This window comes from Nocardia sp. NPDC024068 (genome assembly GCF_040638875.1).
Taxonomy (GTDB): domain Bacteria; phylum Actinomycetota; class Actinomycetes; order Mycobacteriales; family Mycobacteriaceae; genus Nocardia.
The window spans coordinates 1-18007 of sequence record NZ_JBEZYU010000062.1 but is presented as its reverse complement, the minus strand read 5'-3'; the positions used below and the strand labels follow the sequence as shown (position 1 = coordinate 18007).

The 18007-nt window shown below is 70.8% G+C and carries 15 protein-coding genes; 8 read left to right on the top strand and 7 right to left on the bottom strand.

Annotated elements, in window-relative coordinates; all coding sequences use genetic code 11:
* The first annotated feature begins 28 nt into the window (after positions 1–28).
* On the top strand, positions 29–1486 hold the full coding sequence (obgE, locus tag AB0F41_RS27755) for a GTPase ObgE (protein ID WP_357428830.1): 1458 nt from the start codon (positions 29–31) through the stop codon (positions 1484–1486).
* A 39-nt stretch (positions 1487–1525) separates the two neighbouring features.
* Positions 1526–2647 carry a glutamate 5-kinase gene (gene proB, locus AB0F41_RS27750; protein ID WP_357428828.1) on the top strand — a complete coding sequence of 374 codons (1122 nt, stop codon included), beginning with the start codon at positions 1526–1528 and terminating at the stop codon, positions 2645–2647.
* A gap of 39 nt (positions 2648–2686) precedes the next feature.
* Here the strand turns inward: proB and AB0F41_RS27745 are convergent, their stop codons facing one another.
* Positions 2687–3346 carry an endonuclease V gene (locus tag AB0F41_RS27745; protein ID WP_357428826.1) on the bottom strand — a complete coding sequence of 220 codons (660 nt, stop codon included), beginning with the start codon at positions 3344–3346 and terminating at the stop codon, positions 2687–2689.
* A 117-nt stretch (positions 3347–3463) separates the two neighbouring features.
* Positions 3464–4372, bottom strand: a complete 909-nt coding sequence (locus AB0F41_RS27740) for a hypothetical protein (protein WP_357428824.1) — start codon at positions 4370–4372, stop codon at positions 3464–3466.
* Between the two features lie 347 nt (positions 4373–4719).
* Between AB0F41_RS27740 and AB0F41_RS27735 the strand changes: the two genes are divergently transcribed.
* Complete coding sequence (locus AB0F41_RS27735) at positions 4720–5457, top strand: SDR family NAD(P)-dependent oxidoreductase (protein ID WP_357428822.1); 738 nt, start codon at positions 4720–4722, stop codon at positions 5455–5457.
* A 14-nt stretch (positions 5458–5471) separates the two neighbouring features.
* Here AB0F41_RS27735 and AB0F41_RS27730 read toward each other — a convergent pair whose 3' ends face one another.
* Positions 5472–6266, bottom strand: coding sequence for an aminoglycoside adenylyltransferase family protein (locus AB0F41_RS27730; protein ID WP_357428820.1), 795 nt, complete (start codon positions 6264–6266; stop codon positions 5472–5474).
* 187 nt (positions 6267–6453) lie between these two features.
* On the opposite strand from AB0F41_RS27730, the gene AB0F41_RS27725 reads away from it, so the two are divergent.
* Positions 6454–7875, top strand: a complete 1422-nt coding sequence (locus AB0F41_RS27725) for a DoxX family protein (RefSeq protein ID WP_357428818.1) — start codon at positions 6454–6456, stop codon at positions 7873–7875.
* Between the two features lie 280 nt (positions 7876–8155).
* On the opposite strand, the gene AB0F41_RS27720 is transcribed toward AB0F41_RS27725, so the two are convergent.
* From AB0F41_RS27720 to AB0F41_RS27710, 3 genes are all read right to left on the bottom strand, one after another.
* The gene (locus AB0F41_RS27720) at positions 8156–9382 is read right to left on the bottom strand and encodes a hypothetical protein (RefSeq protein ID WP_357428816.1); all 1227 of its coding nucleotides are present in this window, start codon (positions 9380–9382) and stop codon (positions 8156–8158) included.
* Between the two features lie 61 nt (positions 9383–9443).
* On the bottom strand, positions 9444–9818 hold the full coding sequence (locus tag AB0F41_RS27715) for a hypothetical protein (RefSeq protein WP_357428815.1): 375 nt from the start codon (positions 9816–9818) through the stop codon (positions 9444–9446).
* An 81-nt stretch (positions 9819–9899) separates the two neighbouring features.
* Positions 9900–10598 (bottom strand): ESX secretion-associated protein EspG, encoded by a 699-nt coding sequence (locus AB0F41_RS27710; RefSeq protein WP_357428813.1) that lies wholly within the window; start codon positions 10596–10598, stop codon positions 9900–9902.
* A gap of 380 nt (positions 10599–10978) precedes the next feature.
* Here AB0F41_RS27710 and AB0F41_RS27705 point away from each other — a divergent pair, with 380 nt between their 5' ends.
* The 3 genes from AB0F41_RS27705 to AB0F41_RS27695 all read left to right on the top strand — a co-directional run bounded on the left by AB0F41_RS27705 (position 10979) and on the right by AB0F41_RS27695 (position 16231).
* The gene (locus AB0F41_RS27705; RefSeq protein ID WP_357428811.1) at positions 10979–12124 is read left to right on the top strand and encodes a hypothetical protein; all 1146 of its coding nucleotides are present in this window, start codon (positions 10979–10981) and stop codon (positions 12122–12124) included.
* A gap of 51 nt (positions 12125–12175) precedes the next feature.
* A complete protein-coding gene (locus AB0F41_RS27700) occupies positions 12176–14035 on the top strand; it encodes a Na+/H+ antiporter (protein ID WP_357428809.1) in 1860 nt (619 codons plus the stop codon).
* A gap of 66 nt (positions 14036–14101) precedes the next feature.
* Positions 14102–16231, top strand: a complete 2130-nt coding sequence (locus tag AB0F41_RS27695) for a RecQ family ATP-dependent DNA helicase (RefSeq protein WP_357428807.1) — start codon at positions 14102–14104, stop codon at positions 16229–16231.
* Positions 16232–16260: 29 nt separating this feature from the next.
* Here the strand turns inward: AB0F41_RS27695 and AB0F41_RS27690 are convergent, their stop codons facing one another.
* On the bottom strand, positions 16261–17100 hold the full coding sequence (locus AB0F41_RS27690) for an NAD(P)H-binding protein (protein ID WP_357428805.1): 840 nt from the start codon (positions 17098–17100) through the stop codon (positions 16261–16263).
* A 65-nt stretch (positions 17101–17165) separates the two neighbouring features.
* Here AB0F41_RS27690 and AB0F41_RS27685 point away from each other — a divergent pair, with 65 nt between their 5' ends.
* Positions 17166–17576: a helix-turn-helix domain-containing protein gene (locus AB0F41_RS27685; RefSeq protein ID WP_357428803.1), complete on the top strand. Its 411-nt coding sequence runs from the start codon at positions 17166–17168 to the stop codon at positions 17574–17576.
* Positions 17577–18007 lie beyond the last annotated feature (431 nt).

Here is an 18007-nt window from a genome sequence, read left to right as displayed (position 1 = left end):
CCCGTCCCCAGAGGAGGATGATCCGGCCATGGCCAAGTTCATCGACCGTGTCGTTCTTCATGTGCGCGCAGGCAAAGGCGGGCACGGCTGCGCGTCGGTGCATCGGGAGAAATTCAAACCGCTCGGCGGGCCCGACGGCGGTAACGGCGGTAACGGCGGGGATGTGATCCTCGAGGTCGACGCCAATGTGCACACGCTGCTGGACTTCCACTTCCATCCGCACGCCAAGGCCGGTAGCGGCAAACCCGGCGAAGGCGGGAACCGGGACGGGAAGAAGGGCGTCGAACTACTGCTGAAGGTGCCCGACGGCACCGTGGTGCTCGATAGCGACGGCGAGGTCCTGATGGACCTGGTCGGGGTCGGCAACCGTTTCGTCGTGGCCAAGGGTGGTCGCGGCGGGCTGGGCAATGCCGCCCTGGTCTCCCGGGCCCGGAAGGCGCCCGGCTTCGCGCTGCTCGGCGAGGAGGGCGAGACCCGCGATGTGGTCCTCGAGCTCAAATCGGTGGCCGATGTGGGCCTGGTGGGTTTCCCGTCGGCCGGTAAATCGTCGCTGGTATCGGTGCTCTCCGCCGCGAAACCCAAGATCGCCGACTACCCCTTCACGACGTTGGTACCCAACCTCGGTGTCGTACACGCGGGGGAGACCACCTTCACCGTCGCGGATGTGCCCGGGCTGATCCCCGGTGCCAGCGATGGGCGCGGCCTCGGCCTCGATTTCCTGCGTCATCTGGAACGCTGCGCGGTGCTGGCGCATGTGGTCGATCTGGCCACCCTCGAACCCGGCCGCGATCCGCTCTCCGATATCGACGCGCTCGAAGCCGAGCTCGCCGCGTACAAACCCGCGTTGAGCGGTGACGCGAGTCTGGGCGATCTCGCCGGCCGCCCGCGCGTGGTAATTCTCAACAAAGCCGATGTACCGGACGCCGAGGACCTCGCCGAACTGGTGACCCCTGATCTGAAGAAGCGGGGCTGGCCGGTTTTCCTGATCTCCGCGGTCACCCACGCCGGTCTGCGGCCGCTGACCTTCGCGCTGGCCGAACTGGTGCAGCAGTACCGCGACGCCCACCCGAAGGCCGCGCCGAAGCGGCCGGTGATCCGGCCCATCGCCGTGGACGAATCGGGCTTCACCGTACTGGCCGACCCGGAGGAGCCCGGCGGGTTCCTGGTGCGCGGTACGCGGCCCGAGCGCTGGGTCCGGCAGACCCAGTTCGACAACGACGAAGCGGTCGGATACCTCGCGGACCGGCTGGCCCGGCTCGGTGTCGAGGACGAATTGGTGCGCTTGGGCGCGCAACCGGGTGCCCCGGTGACCATCGGCGAGGTGACCTTCGAATGGGAGCCGCAGATCACCGCGGGCGCCGATATCGTGCCCACCGGGCGCGGCACCGATGTCCGGCTGGAACAGACCGACCGCGTGAGCGCGGCCGAACGTAAGCACGCCTCGCGGGTGCGGCGTGGTCTGGTGGACGACGAGGATGGAGAGTAGGCAGGTGAACCTGGGTAACTGCGGAGCCGGAGCACGGCCGTGACCCACACTCCGCTCGAACTCAGCGATGCCCGGCAGGCGATCGCCGGGGCCCGGCGGGTCGTGGTGAAGATCGGCTCGTCCGCGCTCACCAGCCTGCACGGCGGGCTCGATATCGTCCGGCTGAACCGGCTCGCGGATGCCATCGAGGCGCGGATGCGGGCCGGATCCGATGTCGTGGTGGTGTCCTCCGGAGCGATCGGCGCCGGGCTGGCGCCGCTGCGCCTCACCCGCCGTCCCCGCGATCTCGCGACGAAACAGGCCGCCGCCAGTGTCGGGCAGCTCGCTCTCGCGCACGCCTGGGGGACCTCCTTCGCGCGCTACGACCGTACCGTCGGCCAGGTCCTGCTGAGTGCCGATGATTTCGCCCGTCGCGAGCATCACCGCAATGCCCAGCGGACCCTGGACCGGTTGCGTTCGCTGGGCGCGGTGGCGGTGGTGAACGAGAACGACACCGTCGCGACCGAGGAGATCCGGTTCGGCGACAACGACCGGCTCGCCGCGCTGGTCGCGCATCTCGTGGGCGCCGACGCGCTGTTCCTGCTCTCCGACGTGGCCGGCCTCTACGATGGTGACCCGCGCAAGGGCGACGCCAATTTCATCGCCGAGGTGCGCAGCAGCGCCGACCTCGACGGTGTGATCGCCGGAAGTGGTGGTGTGCTCGGGACGGGCGGGATGGCCTCGAAGCTGTCGGCGGCCCGGCTGGCGGCCGACGCGGGGGTGCCGGTGCTGCTGGCGGCCGCGGCGGACGCCGGGCAGGCACTCGAAACGGGCACTGTGGGCACCGCTTTCGCGGCCCGCCCGGTCCGGCTGTCGGCGCGCAGGTTCTGGGTGCGCCATGCCGCCGACAGCCGCGGCGCCATCCTCATCGATGCCGGCGCGGTATCCGCCGTGGCCGGGGCCCGTCGCTCGCTGCTCGCGGCCGGCATCGTGGGCGTGCGCGGCCGCTTCCACGGCGGCGATGTGGTCGATCTGATCGGGCCGGATCGGGCCGTGGTGGCCCGTGGAGTGGTGGAATACGATGCCGCCGAACTCGGTACGATGCTCGGCCGGTCCACCCGGGAACTTCCGGACAGTATGCAGCGGCCGGTGATCCACGCGGACGACCTCGTCCGGGTGTGACGGACGACCTCGTCCGGGTGTGAGGTGCCGGGCCCGCCGTCAGGCCAGGCGGCCGAGATGATCGGCGGTGCGGGTGGTTTCCGGTAGCCGGTAGCGCGGCGCCAGCCGGAGCACCAGCGCGCAGGCGGTATCCAGGGTGAATCGGTGCCCGACCGAGACGAATACCGGTTTCACGCCCGGCTGGGTGCGCAGCGCACGGCCCACGGTTTCGCCTCCGTCGAGGAGGGGGCTCCAGTCGCCGCGGCCGCGCCCGGGTTCGGTGTGCGGGCCGTGGAAATTCTTCGCGACGCCGATACTGGGCAGGCCGGTGAGCACACCGAGATGGGCGGCCAGCCCGAACCGGCGCGGATGGGCCAGGCCGTGGCCGTCACAGATCAGCGCATCGGGTTCGACGCTGAGGGTCTCCAGCGCACGGGTCAGCGCGGGTACCTCCCGGAACGCGAAAAGGCCTGATATGTAGGGGAATTCGATCCGCTCCCGGACCACGGCGCGATCGATCACCGCCAGCGAGTCCGAGTCCAGCACCGTCACCACGCCGACCGCGATATCCGGATCGCGGTAGGCCACATCCAGGCCGGCGACCCGGCGGATCGGACCGTGATCGTCGGTCACCCGGACCCGGTCCCGGAGCCGCCGCTGGATCGCGACGGCCTCCTCCTCACCGACCGCCCATTCGTGCATCCGCTGGACCCGTACCATGCGGGGAGCCTATCGGGGCGCCGCGTCCGCGTCCGCGTACGGAACCCCGGGCGGTGGCGGTCTCGTCCGGGCGCGGCGGCGGATGGCCGGGCCGAGGTGGCCTTTCCCGGCGCGAGCCTATACGGAGACGGGATAGGCGGCACCGGGTTCCGGGTCGACCAGCGCGTAACCGCGTAGCCGCTGCACGGCGCGGTCGTCGGCGAGTTCGGCACGGGCGTCCGGGTGGTCGCGGTAATAGCGGATCAGCCAGTAGGTGGCCGATGACCCGATGGAGAGTTTCTCCGCGTGGATGCGCTTGGTGGTCGCGCGGCCCGGGCGACGGCCGGGCGATCCGAGCCGGATGGTGCCCTTGGAGTTGTTCCGCGACACCACCGTGACGGATTCGATCGCGGTCCAGCTCACCCGGTTGCCGAACGAGGTTTTCGTCGGCAGCACGATATGCATCGGAGTCAGCACCAGCCGCCGGATCTCCGGGCGTCGCGCGTAGAGGCCCAGGTAGGCGAGCAGCAGTACGGCCACCGTGATCGCGAGCCACGCGGGGATCGGCGGGTGCAGCGGCAGCGTGAGGGTCCCGGTCCAGGTGCCGATACCGAATATCGCGCACAGGGTGGTCAGCGAGAGGAAGCAGACCACCAGGGCGACCTCGTATCCCAGCGAGCGGCGAATCACCAGCGCGCCCTGATCGGTGGCGTAGCGCGCGCCCTCGATCCGGATCCGCGACCGGCCCCGCGAGGTCGCCGACAGCATCGGCAGATAGGAGGCCACCCAGGCGGCGGTCGCGAGGTTGAGGGCGATCCGCAGCGGTTCCCCGGAGTCCAGCGACAGCACCGCCTGCGCCAGCAGGAAGGTGGCCAGGACGGCGACCAGGAACACCGCCGGGTAGGTCCAGCCGTTGAGGTTGCCGCGTAGCTCCCGTGGCGGGGGAAAGTAGTCGCGCGAGTTCGCCGGACGTGAATCGGCCACCTCGCCCGGCCGTTCTGCGGCCTGTGGCGGATCGGGGACAACGGAGTGCGGCTGGCGTGTCATCGGTACTACCTGTACTTCAGGAATACATCGGGCGCCTGCGATGATATCGGCAATCGGAGGGCAACCCCGCGTCGCGCACGACTGCTGGCCCTTGTGCGTCACCCGCGGTGCGCGCGGGGCCCCATGCGGTCATCCCGACCGGCATGCCCGGCCGGACGGTTACGGCGTGACCGCCCACCGTGACCGTCCGGACCGCGGTCGGGGTGTTCCGGATTCGGCGCCGGCGGTGTTTCCCGGGTTTTGTAGGCCCGGACCGCGCCCGAACGTCACGGCGGTTTTCTGCCAGCGCACCGTGGGGGTGTTCAGCGATGCTCGTTGTACAACAGCGGAATCGCGGAAGGAACGAGATGTCGGAGAACACAGTGCTGATCACCGGGGCCACCCGGGGGATCGGGCGGGCGACCGCAACGGCCTTCGCCCGTAAGGGATACCGGGTCGTCGTGACCGGACGGAGCCCGGAGGCCGTGGCGGGCGTGGTGCGGGAAATGCGCGCGGAGGGGTTCGCGGTGGAGGGGGAAACACTGGATGTGTGCTCGATCGACAGCGCGCGCTGCCTGGCCGAATCGATCGCCCGCCGCCACGAGCACCTCGATGTGCTGGTGAACAATGCGGGCATCCTGCCGGAGGCGACGGCGTCGGGGGCGGTGAACTTCGCGCATCTCGGCGCGTTCACCGACACCCTGATGACCAACACCTTCGGTCCGGTCAATGTGGTCGAGGCTCTGTTGCCGCTGGTGCGGCGCGCTCCGGCGGGCCATATCGTCAATATCTCCACCGAGATGGGTTCGCTCACCGAGCAACGTAATCCGGGGTCGGCGTATTACCCGATGGTCGTGCCGGGGTATCAGGCGTCGAAGGCCGCCCTCAACAGCCTCACGGTGGGACTGGCGAAACAACTCGCCGGTACCGGGGTGCGGGTGACCTCGGTCTGCCCGGGTTTCGTCGCCACCGAGCTCGCGCCCGCGGCCGCCGACGCGCCGACCGCCCCGGCGGATGCGGCACAGATGATTCTGGCGGTAGCGGAATCCGCCGAGGCCACGGAGGCGGGAGCGTTCGTCGGCGCCGCGGGGCCGATCGCCTGGTAAGGGGCGGGGTCGCGCTACGGAGTCGCGGAACCGGCGCACGCCGATCCGATCCGGTCCGCGGCGTAGCGGGCGAAGGCCGCCACTTCGTCTGCCCGGTCCGTCCAGTCGTCGGCCGTCTGGCCGAGGTAACCCGCCCGGGCGAGCCGGAGGGTCGCGGCGTACTCGGGGGGAACCCGGGCGGCGAGCGAGTGCGCGGCCTCCGCTTTGGAGACCAGCGCACCCGACTCGGCCGTCACCCACATCCGGGCCAGGGTGAGCACGGTATTGCGTTCGTCCCCGGCCATACCGTCGAGCAGTGCGGGCAGGCTCGCCGCGATCGCACGCACGATATCGCCGGACGGGACCGGTGCAAACAGCCGGTGCGCGGGCGGCCCGTACAGCGCCCACGACGATTGCCGTGCCATCGCGATCAGAATGGTCAGATCCGGGTCGTGCACGGGTTCGGGGAGGTGTCCGAGCTCGAGGTCGGCGCGCAGCCATTCGCCGTAGACGAATTCGGCGCGCGGGGGAAATCCCGGGGTATCGAGGGCGGCACGGGCGACCACGGTGAGCTCCACCGGCCTGGCCGCACCGGTGCGCGGCCAGCGCCCCGAGGCCCGTAACAACCGGTCCGTCAAGGTTTTCCGCTCGGCCGGGCGGAGTCCGGAACCGGTCACCGCCAGGAAATCGAGATCGCTGTCATAGCGCAGGCCGCCGGTCACCGCGGACCCGTAGAGGTACAGCGCGGCGAGTTTCGGGCCCAGTTCCTCCTCGGCGATACGCAGGATCGGCGCACATTCGGCGGTGAGTTCCCGGGAGATTTCGGCCATACCTCGCACGATAGGAGACGGTTGCGCCGATCGGGAGCGGGCCGCCGGTGTCCTTCCGACGGAGGACACCGAAATCGGGGTTTTCATGGAGGTACCCGGGCACCGTATCCCCTAGGTTCGATCGGTGAGGTCCGGTGGGGACGCCATCGGGCGCGGCCCGGGAACAGCGAGGTGCAGTGTGGGCGGGGTGGATGCACAGGTCTCCGGAGAAGCGGGGTTCGCCGGAAGTGCCGGGGTTTCCGGGACCGTGACGGTCCCGGAAACCACCGGTGAGCGGGGCGGGCACGAACCCGGCGACACCCCTGGCGCCGGGCCGGTCCGGTGGCCGTGGCCGTTGCGCGTGGCCTTCCGCTTCGCCGTGATCTACTGCGCGCTGTTCTGTGCGCTGATCGGGCAGATCCTCTTCGCCTTCGCCGGTGTGGTGTACGACCTGCTGCCGGATCAGGCGCCGATCTGGCCGTTGCTGCGGTTGTCGCCCCTGCTCGAATGGGTGGGCCGCACGGTGTTCGGCGCCGAGACGGTGTTCCGGCAGGACTCCGGTAGCGGCGATCAGGCCGCCATCTGGGTGCTGATGTTCTGCCTGCTCGTGGTGTCGGCGGTGGTGACGGCGCTGTGGTCGGTGCTGGACCGCCGCCGGCCCGCCTATCCGCGGCTGTCCGCCTGGTTCCTCACCGCTTTGCGGTGGTGCCTGGCCGGGCAGATGCTGTTCTACGGGATCGCGAAGGCCATCCCCACCCAGATGCCGCCACCGCCGCTGTCGGCGCTGCTCCAGCCGTTCGGGGAGATGACCCCGATGTCGGTGCTGTGGTTGCAGGTCGGCAGCTCTCCGGTCTACGAGATCCTGCTCGGGACAGCGGAACTGCTCGGCGGTCTGCTGTTGCTGATCCCCCGCACGGCCACCCTCGGCGCGCTGCTGAGCCTGGTGAGTATGGCGCAGGTGTTCGTCTTGAACATGACCTTCGATGTCCCGGTCAAGATCCTCTCCTTCCATCTGCTGGTGTTCTCGCTGATCCTGCTCGCGCCGCAGTTGCGCCGGTTCCTGGACTTCTTCGTCCTGGCGCGGCGCGCCGACCCGGTGCTCCAGCCGCCGCTGTTCGCCGGCCGGCGGGCCAACCGGTACGCCGCGGTCGCGCAGGCGCTGCTCGGGGTGTGGCTGGTGGCCGGCATCGTGCAGATCGGCTGGTCGAGCTGGGACGAATTCGGGGGTGGGGTGCCGAAACCGCCGCTCTACGGGTTGTGGGAGGTCACCGAGTTCCGGGTCGGTGGGCAGCCGGTCGAACCCTTGCTCACCGACGGCACCCGATGGCGCCGGGTCGTCGTCGAGGTCCCGGGTGCGGTCACCCTGCAGTCCATGGACGGGCGACTGGTGACCGTTCCGGCGACCGTGGATACGACGGCACGCACCTTCGCCGTCACAATGCCGGCGGCCGCGCCGGAAGAGCCGCCGGTGGTGTTCGCCTATGACGGACCGGAGGGCGGCCGGTTGCGCTTCGACGGTGAACTCGACGGGCGCGCGGCGGTCATCGAAATGCGCGCGGTCGACCCCGGAGAGTTCCGGTTGAACGGGCCTCGATTCCATTGGGTGCAGGACTATCCGGCGATTTCCTGATTACGCCGCCCGGACTCCGCGCAAACCCGCACTCGGTGTCCGCAGGCGCGGACGGGGCACGTGTGCGACTGCCGGTCGCGGGGCGGCGCGGCCGCCTTCGACTGTGGTTTCCAGACCGGCGCCGGCGCGATGCTCAACGCGTTGCGCCCGAGCGCCGGTTGGGCCGGCGATCCGCGTTGTTCGCTGACGCCGGTGGGATCCCTGCCCGTTGGGCGACCTGTGGTGCCGGTCCGCGGATCCCGCCCCGGGGGGCAGGTGTCACCGCGGTCGGTGTTTCGTATCACGTCTGCGGCGGAATGACCCCGGGTTGGTCGGGTGGGCGCTGCCCGGGAACAGGTCCGGTGATACCCGGCTGGCCCGCCGGATCCGACAGCGGCAAGCCGGTCGGATTCCGGCCCGGCGGAGCGGGTTCGGGTTCCTCGGGGTCCGGCGGAGCGGCCGGTGGTTCCGCCGGGGGCGGGGGTGCCTGCGGGGCCGGAGGTTCGGGAGACGCGGGCGGCTGTTCGGAGGCGGGCGGTGGCGCCGGGCTCTCCGGGGACCGCGGCTGCGAGGGGGGTGACGGCGGCGCGGCCTCGCCGGGTGGGCGGCCGGGAGCGGAACCCTCGGGGACTTCCGCGGGCGGTGGCACCGGGCTCTGGGAGGGGGCCGGGGTGTCGGTGGGCGCCGGACGTTCGGAAGGTGCCGGGCTCTCGGGGGAAGCAGGGGTTTCGGTTCGGGGTGGCGCCTGCGCGGTGGGTGGCTCGACGGGGCCGTCGCCGGGCGGCGGCGGTTCGGGGCCGTCGCCCGACGCGGGCGGTTCGGCGCCGTCCGTCGTGCCGGGCGGTTTCGGCGCCGATCCGTTCGGTGAATCCGGTTCTGCGCCGTTGTCTCCCGGTCCGGGGGAGTCGGGAGCGGTGGCGGCGGCCGGAGCGCTCGTATCGGGCGCCACCTGGGGCCGGGTCGGCGGGGCCAGCGGCGGCAGCCCGCCGGGTGCGGCCGGTGGCGCGGGCAGCGCGGGGACCCCGGTGCCCGCCGCCGTGTACGCGGGTTTGTAGACCATATTCATGGTGAGGATCGCTTCCTGGCGCAGTACCTCCTGCACCATCTGCGCATCGATCACCTTGGCCGCCTCCAGCATCCGGGCCAGCGCACCCACGGGACCCGAATCGCCGGGGGCCACCACCGCGATCTTCACCGCTTCGGCGGCCGCGGCCACCGCGCCCAGCCGCACCCCCACCTGGCCCAGTACCGCGGCGAGTTCGTCCACCGATGCGGCGAAACTGCGGGTACTGGCGAAGGCGGCGTCGGCGGCCTCGCCGTCCCACTCCATCGCGTTCATCACCCGGTCGGTACCGGCGCGGGTGAGCGGAAAGGAGGTTTGCAGGGTGGTGGCGGCGTGCACCCAGGTCCCCGACAGACGCAGGATCTCACCGGCATCGATCTGCTGGGTCGCGGCATAGATGTCTTCGTGGCGCATGGCCTCGAAATGTTCCATGGCGCTGATGTATTCGGGGTCGGTTCCGCTCACGGAGCCTCCTTGGAAGCAGGTTCATGCGGTCGGCGGAGGTCGCGGCGTCGGCTGTATCGCATCACCGCACGACTCTCGTTTCCACGGCCCGCAGCGCCGCGGCGTTGGCGGCGTCGGCCTCCTCGTACAGGCCACCGCTGACCAGGAACGCTTCCTTCATCCGGTACGCGGCTTCGATGTAGTGGTCGAGCAGGGCGGCCGCGTCGCGCGCCTTGTGCCCGAACCCGGCCTCGAGCTGGCGGGCGGAGATCAGGCCGCCGAATCCGTGTGGCTCGGAGGCGTCTTCCAGTCGTTGCCGGAGGTAGATCAGGCGGTCGGCCTGCCGGTCGTAGAACTCCGCGCACCGGCGAGCGGCTTCCGGATCGAACTTGACGGTTCCGGCGTGGGCGGCCTGGCGGAACCGGACGATCTCGGCTCGACTGTCTTCGATCTTCATGACTGGCGTACCCCTCCGTCGGTCCCGCTCAGCGTAGCCGCAACACCGGGTCCGGGGCAGCCGGTCGGCGTGACCGGCTGCTCAGCCCGGAATACGTTTCTGCAGATGCGCGGCGAGCTGTTCCGGCGACGCGGCCACGATATGTACCGCCTCATCGGTGCGTAACAGATAGCGCCCGTCGTTCTCGACGTCGAGCCAGGTGTAGTGGATGGCCGGTGTCGCGGCGGGTCGATCCAGATGGGGTTCGATCCGGATATGTCCCTCGGCGGTGTGCGGAGCGCACAGCAGCTTCCGGATGAGCGGCGCCGCGCGCTCCTCCTGGACCACGGTTTCGGTATCACGTACCGCGTCGGCCGAGGCGGTCCGGGCCGGATGCCGCCCGGCGGGGGTACTCGGCAGCAACGATGCGAGCCGGGCACCCAGCTTCGCGCGGTGACCGATCGCCAGCCGGACCGGTCCGCCGAATTCGGGGGTCCGTCCGGGTGCCTGCACCGCGATCACCGCGCGGTCGTATACGACGCAACCCAGGGCCCGGAGTTCGCGGCCGGGTTCGGACGTCGAACCGACAGCGATCACCCGCGTATGGGGTTCGGCGAGGATACGCAGACAGGTATCGAGATCCGGGTCCGGGGGTAGTCGCCGCACGAGTTCGGCACGCAGGATCTCGGCGTCGCGCTCGGTACGCGGTGACTCCAGAACCCGCAGCGGATACGGGAGCCGGTCCAGGTCGGCTTGGCGCCACACGTGGGCGAACTCGTCGGGGGTCAGGCTCCAACTCACGCGGAATCACATCCTCACCGAAACCTGCGCGGGCCACAACAGACTATCGGTTGTTTCGCAGCCCGCTGACCTCGGGCAGCGGCCGGCGTCGGTACTCCGCGTGCTGACACAACCTCCGAATACGCGATGGGCAGCCGGTTTCTCGGGTTTACTCGTGCGCACCGGCAACAGTGCTGTTGTGACGGAAGGGGTTGGAGGCGGTTCGTGCGAGTACTCCGAACGTTGTGTGCGCAGGTCGAGAACACGGTCGGCTCGGGGGCGGCCGCCGGCCGGCGGATGCCGACCGCGGGGCGGCCGTGATCCGCGGCGCGGGCGAACCGGTGCCCGCGGGCGAACCCCGGATCTGGGACGACTCCGGAATCGCGGAGGGGGTCCGGGGGATGACCTCGCCCCTGACCTTCACTCTCGTCGCCGGGATTCTCGACCGGGCCTGCCAGGAATACGCCCGATCGCTGCGGGTCCCGGAAGCACAGGTGCGGGAGATGTCGGCCTGGACTCCTTATCTGCTGGGGAGTTTTCACGGCCGGGTCTATCACAACCTGCTGCACTGGTATCGGATCGCCGGTATCGGGCCCGGCTATCCGCTGAGCCGTCGCGGGCTGGGGGCGTCGGCGCCCGCCGGGCCGCTGGCCGACGATATCGCGGAACCGCTGCGGCCCTTCACCTTCGATTCCCGCCTTCGCGGTGCGCCGGCCCGGACCCGGATCGCGGTCGTCTACCTGCGCCGTTTGTTCGGTATCGAGGCGGTCGTCCGGGATTTCCGGGCCGGGTTCGATCGCTTCCGGGACCGCTACGAGGCGATGGATTACCTGCACGGTGAGCACGCGTACGCGATGTTCCGGCGCGCGGAGCGCGATCTTTCCCGGCAGTGGGGTGCGGTGATGGTGCTGGACGCGATCCTGATGTCACTCACCGGCGCGGTGGTGGCGTCGGCGGGGACGTCGCCACGGGGGATGTCGTGGTCGTTTCCGGCCGCGCCACCGGCGCCGCTGGTCGCCGGTTCCGGCGACCCGGCCGGTGCGCCCGCCGAGTTCGCCCTGCGCGACGAGGACCCGGGCGCGCCGGACCGGGCCGGGGCGCGAGAACTGCCCGTATTCGAGGCCGCGCTGGCTCCGGGTGCCGAGGACGCCGGTGGCCCGGGCGTGCTCCGCCGGTGGCTGTCGGGGCGGATCCGGGCCAGGGCGCGGCGCTGCGCCGCGTATCGCGAGGAGCTGCGATCCTGCCGGTTGCGGGCCTACCGGATTCTGGGCCGGATGATCCGGGTGATGGGCGAGGATCTGGCCGCGCGCCGGATCATCGAAGCTCCCGGCGATATCTACCAGCTCACCGTGGCCGAACTGTGTGCCTGCTACGACCGGGTGCCGATGCCGGATCTCCGGACGCGGATATCGGAGCGGCGGGCCGATCGGGCCGTCGATCTGGGTCTGATCGCACCGGCGCGATTCACGACCGTGGGCGCCACCTTCTCCGATACCGCGCTGGCGGCGGCGGGCTGGGTTCCGCGGACCGGTCACCCGGAGACCTGACCCCGCCGAGCGGCCCGGCCGCCGCGCGCGCCTGCCTGCGAGAATGCCGGAGTGCATATTGCGATTGGTCTGGTGGTGCTGGTGGCGTCGGCCGCGGCGGTCGCGGCACTGGCCCGGCGGTTCGGGGTATCCGAACCGCTGGCGCTGACGCTGACCGGGGTGGCGGCGTCGTATCTGCCGTTCGTTCCCGAGGTGCATCTCGAACCCGAGGTGGTGCTGCTGGGTCTGCTGCCGCCCCTGCTGTACACGGCGGCGTTGCGGACCTCGCTCGTGGATTTCCGGGCCAATATCGGCGGTATCGCCCTCCTGTCCGTGGGCCTCGTCCTGTTCAGCACGTTCGCGGTGGCGACCGTGGTGTGGTGGCTGCTGCCGGTGCCGTTCGCGGTGGCGGTGGCGCTGGGTGCGGTGGTCGCGCCGCCGGACGCGGTGGCGGCGACCGCGGTGGCGCGCCGGATCGGGATGCCGCGCCGGATCGTCACCATTCTCGAGGACGAATCGCTGTTCAACGACGCGACCGCGCTGGTGGCGCTGCGTACCGCGATCGCCGCGTCCGCGGGCGCGGTCTCGCTGTGGGACGCGGGCTGGGATTTCCTGCTCGCGGCGGGCGGCGGCGCGGTGGTCGGGATCGCGGTCGCCTATGTCCTCGCGCTGCTGCGGCGGCGCATCACCGATCCGGTGCTCGATACGACGCTGTCCTTCCTGGCGCCGTTCCTGGCCTATCTTCCCGCCGAGGAGATCCACGCCTCGGGCGTGATCGCCGTCGTCACCTGCGGGATGATCCTCGGCCACAACGCGCCGGTCTGGCAGAGCGCGGCCTCGCGCACCGCCGAACGCATCAACTGGCGCACGGTGCAGTTCATCCTGGAGAGCGCGGTGTTCCTGGTCATCGGGTTGCAGGTCAGCGGCATCGTGACGGGAGCCTGGGAGAGCGGGCTCGATCACACGCTGCTGATCGTCACCGCGATCGCGGTGCTGCTGGCGGTGATGGTGTCACGCCCGGTCTGGGTATTCGGCTGGGCGCTGGCCGGACGGCTGACCGGACGGTCCGCCGTACCGCTGACCCACCCCGCGGTGGTCTCCTGGGCGGGTATGCGCGGTGTGGTGACCCTGGCGGCGGTCCTGCTGCTGCCCGCAGACACCCCGCAGCTGCCGGTGCTGAAACTACTGGCGCTGGTGGTGGTGGGCGGCACCCTGCTGTTGCAGGGGACGTCGCTGCCGTGGCTGGTGCGGCGGCTGCGGTTGCGCGGGCCGAGCCGGGCCGAGGACGCTCTCCAGAAGGCGAACCTGCTCACCCAGGCCGCCAACGCCGGATTGGCCGCCCTGGACGAGGCGATCGGCCCGGACACCCCGGAGGAGGTGGTGCGGTCGCTGCGGGACCGGGTCACCTGGCGGACGAACGCCGCCTGGGAGCGGCTCGGGCGCCCGGAGTCCGAACTCGCCACCCCGACCGCGGAGTACCGGCGGCTGCGACTGGAGATGCTGCGCGCCGAGCGCGATACCGTGCTGCGGGTCCGGGACGCGGGGGAGGCGGACTACTCGATCCTGCAGTCGGTGCTGGCCCGGCTCGACCTGGAGGAATCGATGATCGACCGGTTCGACGAGAGCGAGGACGATCAGCGGCCCGAAACCCTGGCCGGTCCGGTGGGCGCGGCCGCCGATTGCGCGCATCTGCGGGCGGCGCCACTGGTGTGTGAGTCCACCGAACCCGACGTCTGCGCGGAATGCCTGGCCGAGGGCCTGACCTGGGTGCATCTGCGCATGTGCCTGACCTGCGGGCATATCGCCTGCTGTGATTCCTCGCCCGGGAACCACGCGACCGGCCATTTCGGCGCCAGCCGGCATCCGGTGATGCGCAGTGTCGAGCCCGGCGAGGCGTGGCGCTGGTGTTATGTGGACGAACTCCTCGGCTGACCCGCCGCGACCGGGCCCTTCGCCGGCCGCGGGACCGGTGTCGGTGGTCTCGGGCAGGATGGCGGTATGACGACAGCACCGGGCAGCACCGTGGGCGGGGCCGGCGAAGTCGCCGGCGAACTACGTGAGCACGCGGAGGCGCTGCTGCGCGAGCTGGCCGGGCCCGGCGCCCGCCTGCGCGAGGACCAGTGGACCGCGATCGAGGCGCTGGTGGTCGGCAAACGCCGGGCCCTGGTGGTGCAGCGCACCGGGTGGGGAAAATCCGCGGTGTACTTCATCTCGGCGAAACTGCTGCGGGCCCGGGGGCGCGGTCCCACCGTCATCGTTTCGCCGCTGCTCGCGCTGATGCGTAACCAGGTGGCGTCCGCGCGCCGGGCCGGGGTGGTGGCCGCGACCATCAACTCCGGGAACGTCACCGAATGGGACGAGATCCACCAGCAGGTGGCCGCCGGGGCGGTGGATGTGCTGCTGGTGAGCCCGGAACGGCTCAACAACCCCGATTTCCGCGATCAGGTGCTGCCCCGGCTGGCGGCCGATGCCGGATTGGTCGTGATCGACGAGGCGCACTGCGTCTCCGACTGGGGTCACGATTTCCGCCCCGATTACCGGCGTATCCGCACCCTGATCGCCGAGCTCGGCAGCGAGGTCCCGGTCCTGGCCACCACCGCCACCGCCAACGACCGGGTGGTCACCGATGTCGCCGGGCAGATCGGCACCGACACCCTGGTGTTGCGCGGCAGCCTCGACCGGGAATCGCTGCGGCTGTCGGTGGTCCGCTTCGACGACGCGGTGGAGCGCACCACCTGGCTCAGCGGCACCCTCGGCGAACTGCCGGGCTCCGGGATCGTCTACGCGCTGACCGTGGCCGGTGCGCACGATCTCGCCGACGTCCTCACCTCGCACGGTCACCGCGTCGCCGCCTACACCGGCCAGACCGACCCCGCCGAACGGGAGGCACTCGAGGCCGCCCTGCTGGACAACGAGGTCAAGGCCCTGATCGCGACCTCGGCGCTGGGTATGGGTTTCGACAAACCCGATCTCGGGTTCGTGGTGCATCTCGGCGCGCCGTCGTCGCCGATCTCCTACTACCAGCAGGTCGGCCGTGCCGGGCGCGCCACCGAACGCGCCGAGGTCGTGCTGCTGCCCGGGCCGGAAGACGCCCGGATCTGGAGCTACTTCGCCTCCGTCGCCTTCCCGCGGGAACATATCGTCCGGTCGGTGCTGGAGGCCCTCGACCACGAACGTCCGCAGTCCACGGCCGCCCTGGAGCCGCTGGTGGAGCTGAACCGGTCGCGGCTGGAGATGGTGCTGAAGGTGCTCGATGTCGACGGCGCCGTCCGCCGGGTCCGCGGTGGCTGGCTGGCCACCGGTATGCCCTGGACCTACGACGCCGAACGCTACGAACGACTCGACGCCGCCCGCACCGCCGAACAGCAGGCGATGCTGGACTACGAGCGCACCACCGGCTGCCGGATGGAATTCCTGCGCCGCCAGCTCGACGACCCCGCCCTCACCGCCGCCGCACCGGGCACCGGCGCCTGCGGTCGCTGCGACAACTGCACCGGCGAGCACCGCGCCGCCGCGGTCGACACCGAGGCGGTGGCCGCCACCCGCGCCCGGCTCGACCGCCCCGGTTTCGACCTCGCGCCGCGCAAACAGTGGCCCACCGGGATGTCGAAACTCGGTATCTCGCTTTCCGGCAAGATCGCCGAGGGCGCCGAGACCGGCCGCGTGCTGGGCCGGCTCAACTCCCTCGGCTGGGGGCGGCGCCTGCGCCCGATCCTCGACGGCCCCGACGGCCCGGTACCGGATGAGGTGGTCGACGCCTGTATCCCGGTACTCCGCGAATGGGACTGGGCGGTCCGGCCCACCGCGGTGCTGGCGCTGGAATCGGCCACGCATCCGGTGCTCACCGCGTCGCTGGCGGAACGCCTGGCCGATATCGGCCGCCTGCGCAACCTCGGCATCCTGCACACCCGGCCCGACCGCCCGCCGGTATCGGCGGTGAATTCCGCCCATCGGGTCGCCGCCCTCTACGACGCCTGGGAGGTTCCCGATCTGTCGGCCGCCGGCGGCCCGATCCTGCTGGTGGACACCCTCACCGATTCCGGCTGGACCCTCACCGTCGCCGCCTGGACCCTGCGCCGCGCGGGCGCGGCGGCGGTGCTGCCGTTCGCGCTGGCCACCCCGACCTGATCCGCGCCCACCATCGGGGCGGGCGCCGATCAGCGGAAGTCGGCGGCGTGGTCCTGCGCCCAGCGGGCGAAGGTGCGCGCGGGGCGGCCGGTGAGTTCCTCGACGACCGTGGAGACCGGCGGCGCCGCGGTGGTCCCGGCCTGCCATCCGGCGAGCACCGCTGTCACCGCTTCCGGTGTCATCGTCTCGCTCATATCGATACGGGCCTGTTCCGGGGAGATCTGTTCGATCTCGATCGTGCGGCCGATGGCCTCGCCGATCAGTTCCACCTGGTGGCGCAGCGTGAGTGCCTCGGGGCCCCATACGGTATGGGCCCGGTCGCGATGGCCGGGTTCGGTCAGCGCCGTGACCGCGATCGCCGCCAGATCCTTCTCGTGGATCGGCGCGGTGAGCGCGTCGGGGTAGGGCAGGCCGACCGGCCGTCCGCTGCGAACGGCCCGCTGCCACACCCACAGTGAGTTCGTGGCGAACCCGCCGGGTCGGATGAAGGTCCAGGCCAGCCCCGATTTCTCCAGCGCCGATTCGACCGTGAGATGGGCGCGGGCGATCGGATTGCGCTCCGGGTGGGGACTCAGCACCGCCCCGGACGAAAGAAGCACCACATGCTCGACCCCGGCGGCGCGGGCCGCGGTGACGAAACCATCGATACCGCCGGGTTCGGCGTACAGGAAGACCCTTCGCGCTCCGTCGAGGGCGGCGGGCAGGGTTTCGGGGCGCAGCAGATCGGCCGCGACCGCCTCTGCGTCCGGCGGGAAACCGGCCGCGCCGGGACGGCGGCTGGTGAACCGGATCTTTTCACCTTGTGCCCGAAGGGTTTCCGCGATATTGCGCCCGACATTTCCGCCGGCGCCGAATACGACTGTGACCATGGCGGGAGCGTAGCCACCAGGCTTACAGATAGTAAGTACATACCCTGAGGTAAGCTCCTGAACCGATGGTACGTTCACAGGCCCGACCCGGGGGCAGGCAGGACCGGAGTGACGCGTTCAACAGCGATTGCCCCGCCCGCGAGATCCTCGACCACATCACCAGCCGCTGGGGTGTGCTGATCCTGACGGCGCTGCGCGAGGGACCGTTGCGGTTCTCCGAGCTCCACGGTTACATCGGCGGCATCAGCGAGAAGATGCTGTCGCACACGTTGCGCACCTTCGTACGCGACGGTCTCGTCGCGCGGTCCGTGGCACCCACGGTGCCGCCGCGGGTCAGCTATGAGCTCACCGATCTCGGTCGCGGCCTGACGGAGCCGATGCACGAATTCCTCGGCTGGATCCGCGTGCACACCGCCGAAGTGGTGCGAGCCCAGCAACAGTTCGATGGGCACAGCGGTGGAACCCCGGCCCGATGACCGGCCCCCCGGGGGGTTCTCGGCCTATATCGCGCAGTCAGCGATACCGCGGCCGGACTGCTCGGGGCACGGGCTGCACGGTCACAAATACGCGATCGGTGCGGTGCTGTCCGCGGTGGCCGTGAGGGCTGCGGCACCGGTGACGATCGTGACTCCGATCTCCAGGATCTGACCCCGCTGCGCGGCGGCCGGGCCGCAATAGTGAAGGCGTAACGAGGGTTTCAGACTCCGCCACGGAGCCGGTCGAACGCCCGGCCGGATCCGGCCCGGTCGATGAAATCGCCGATCGAGAGGGAACAGGACTCGGGGCTGCGGTGGGTGGTATCTACCTCGAGGTCGGGGTTCCGGTAGTAACCGCCGAAAATCAACGGATATGGCGTAGCTGCTGGTCAGCGGCGGCGTTCGGCTCCCGGGCCCAGGATCGAGGTCAG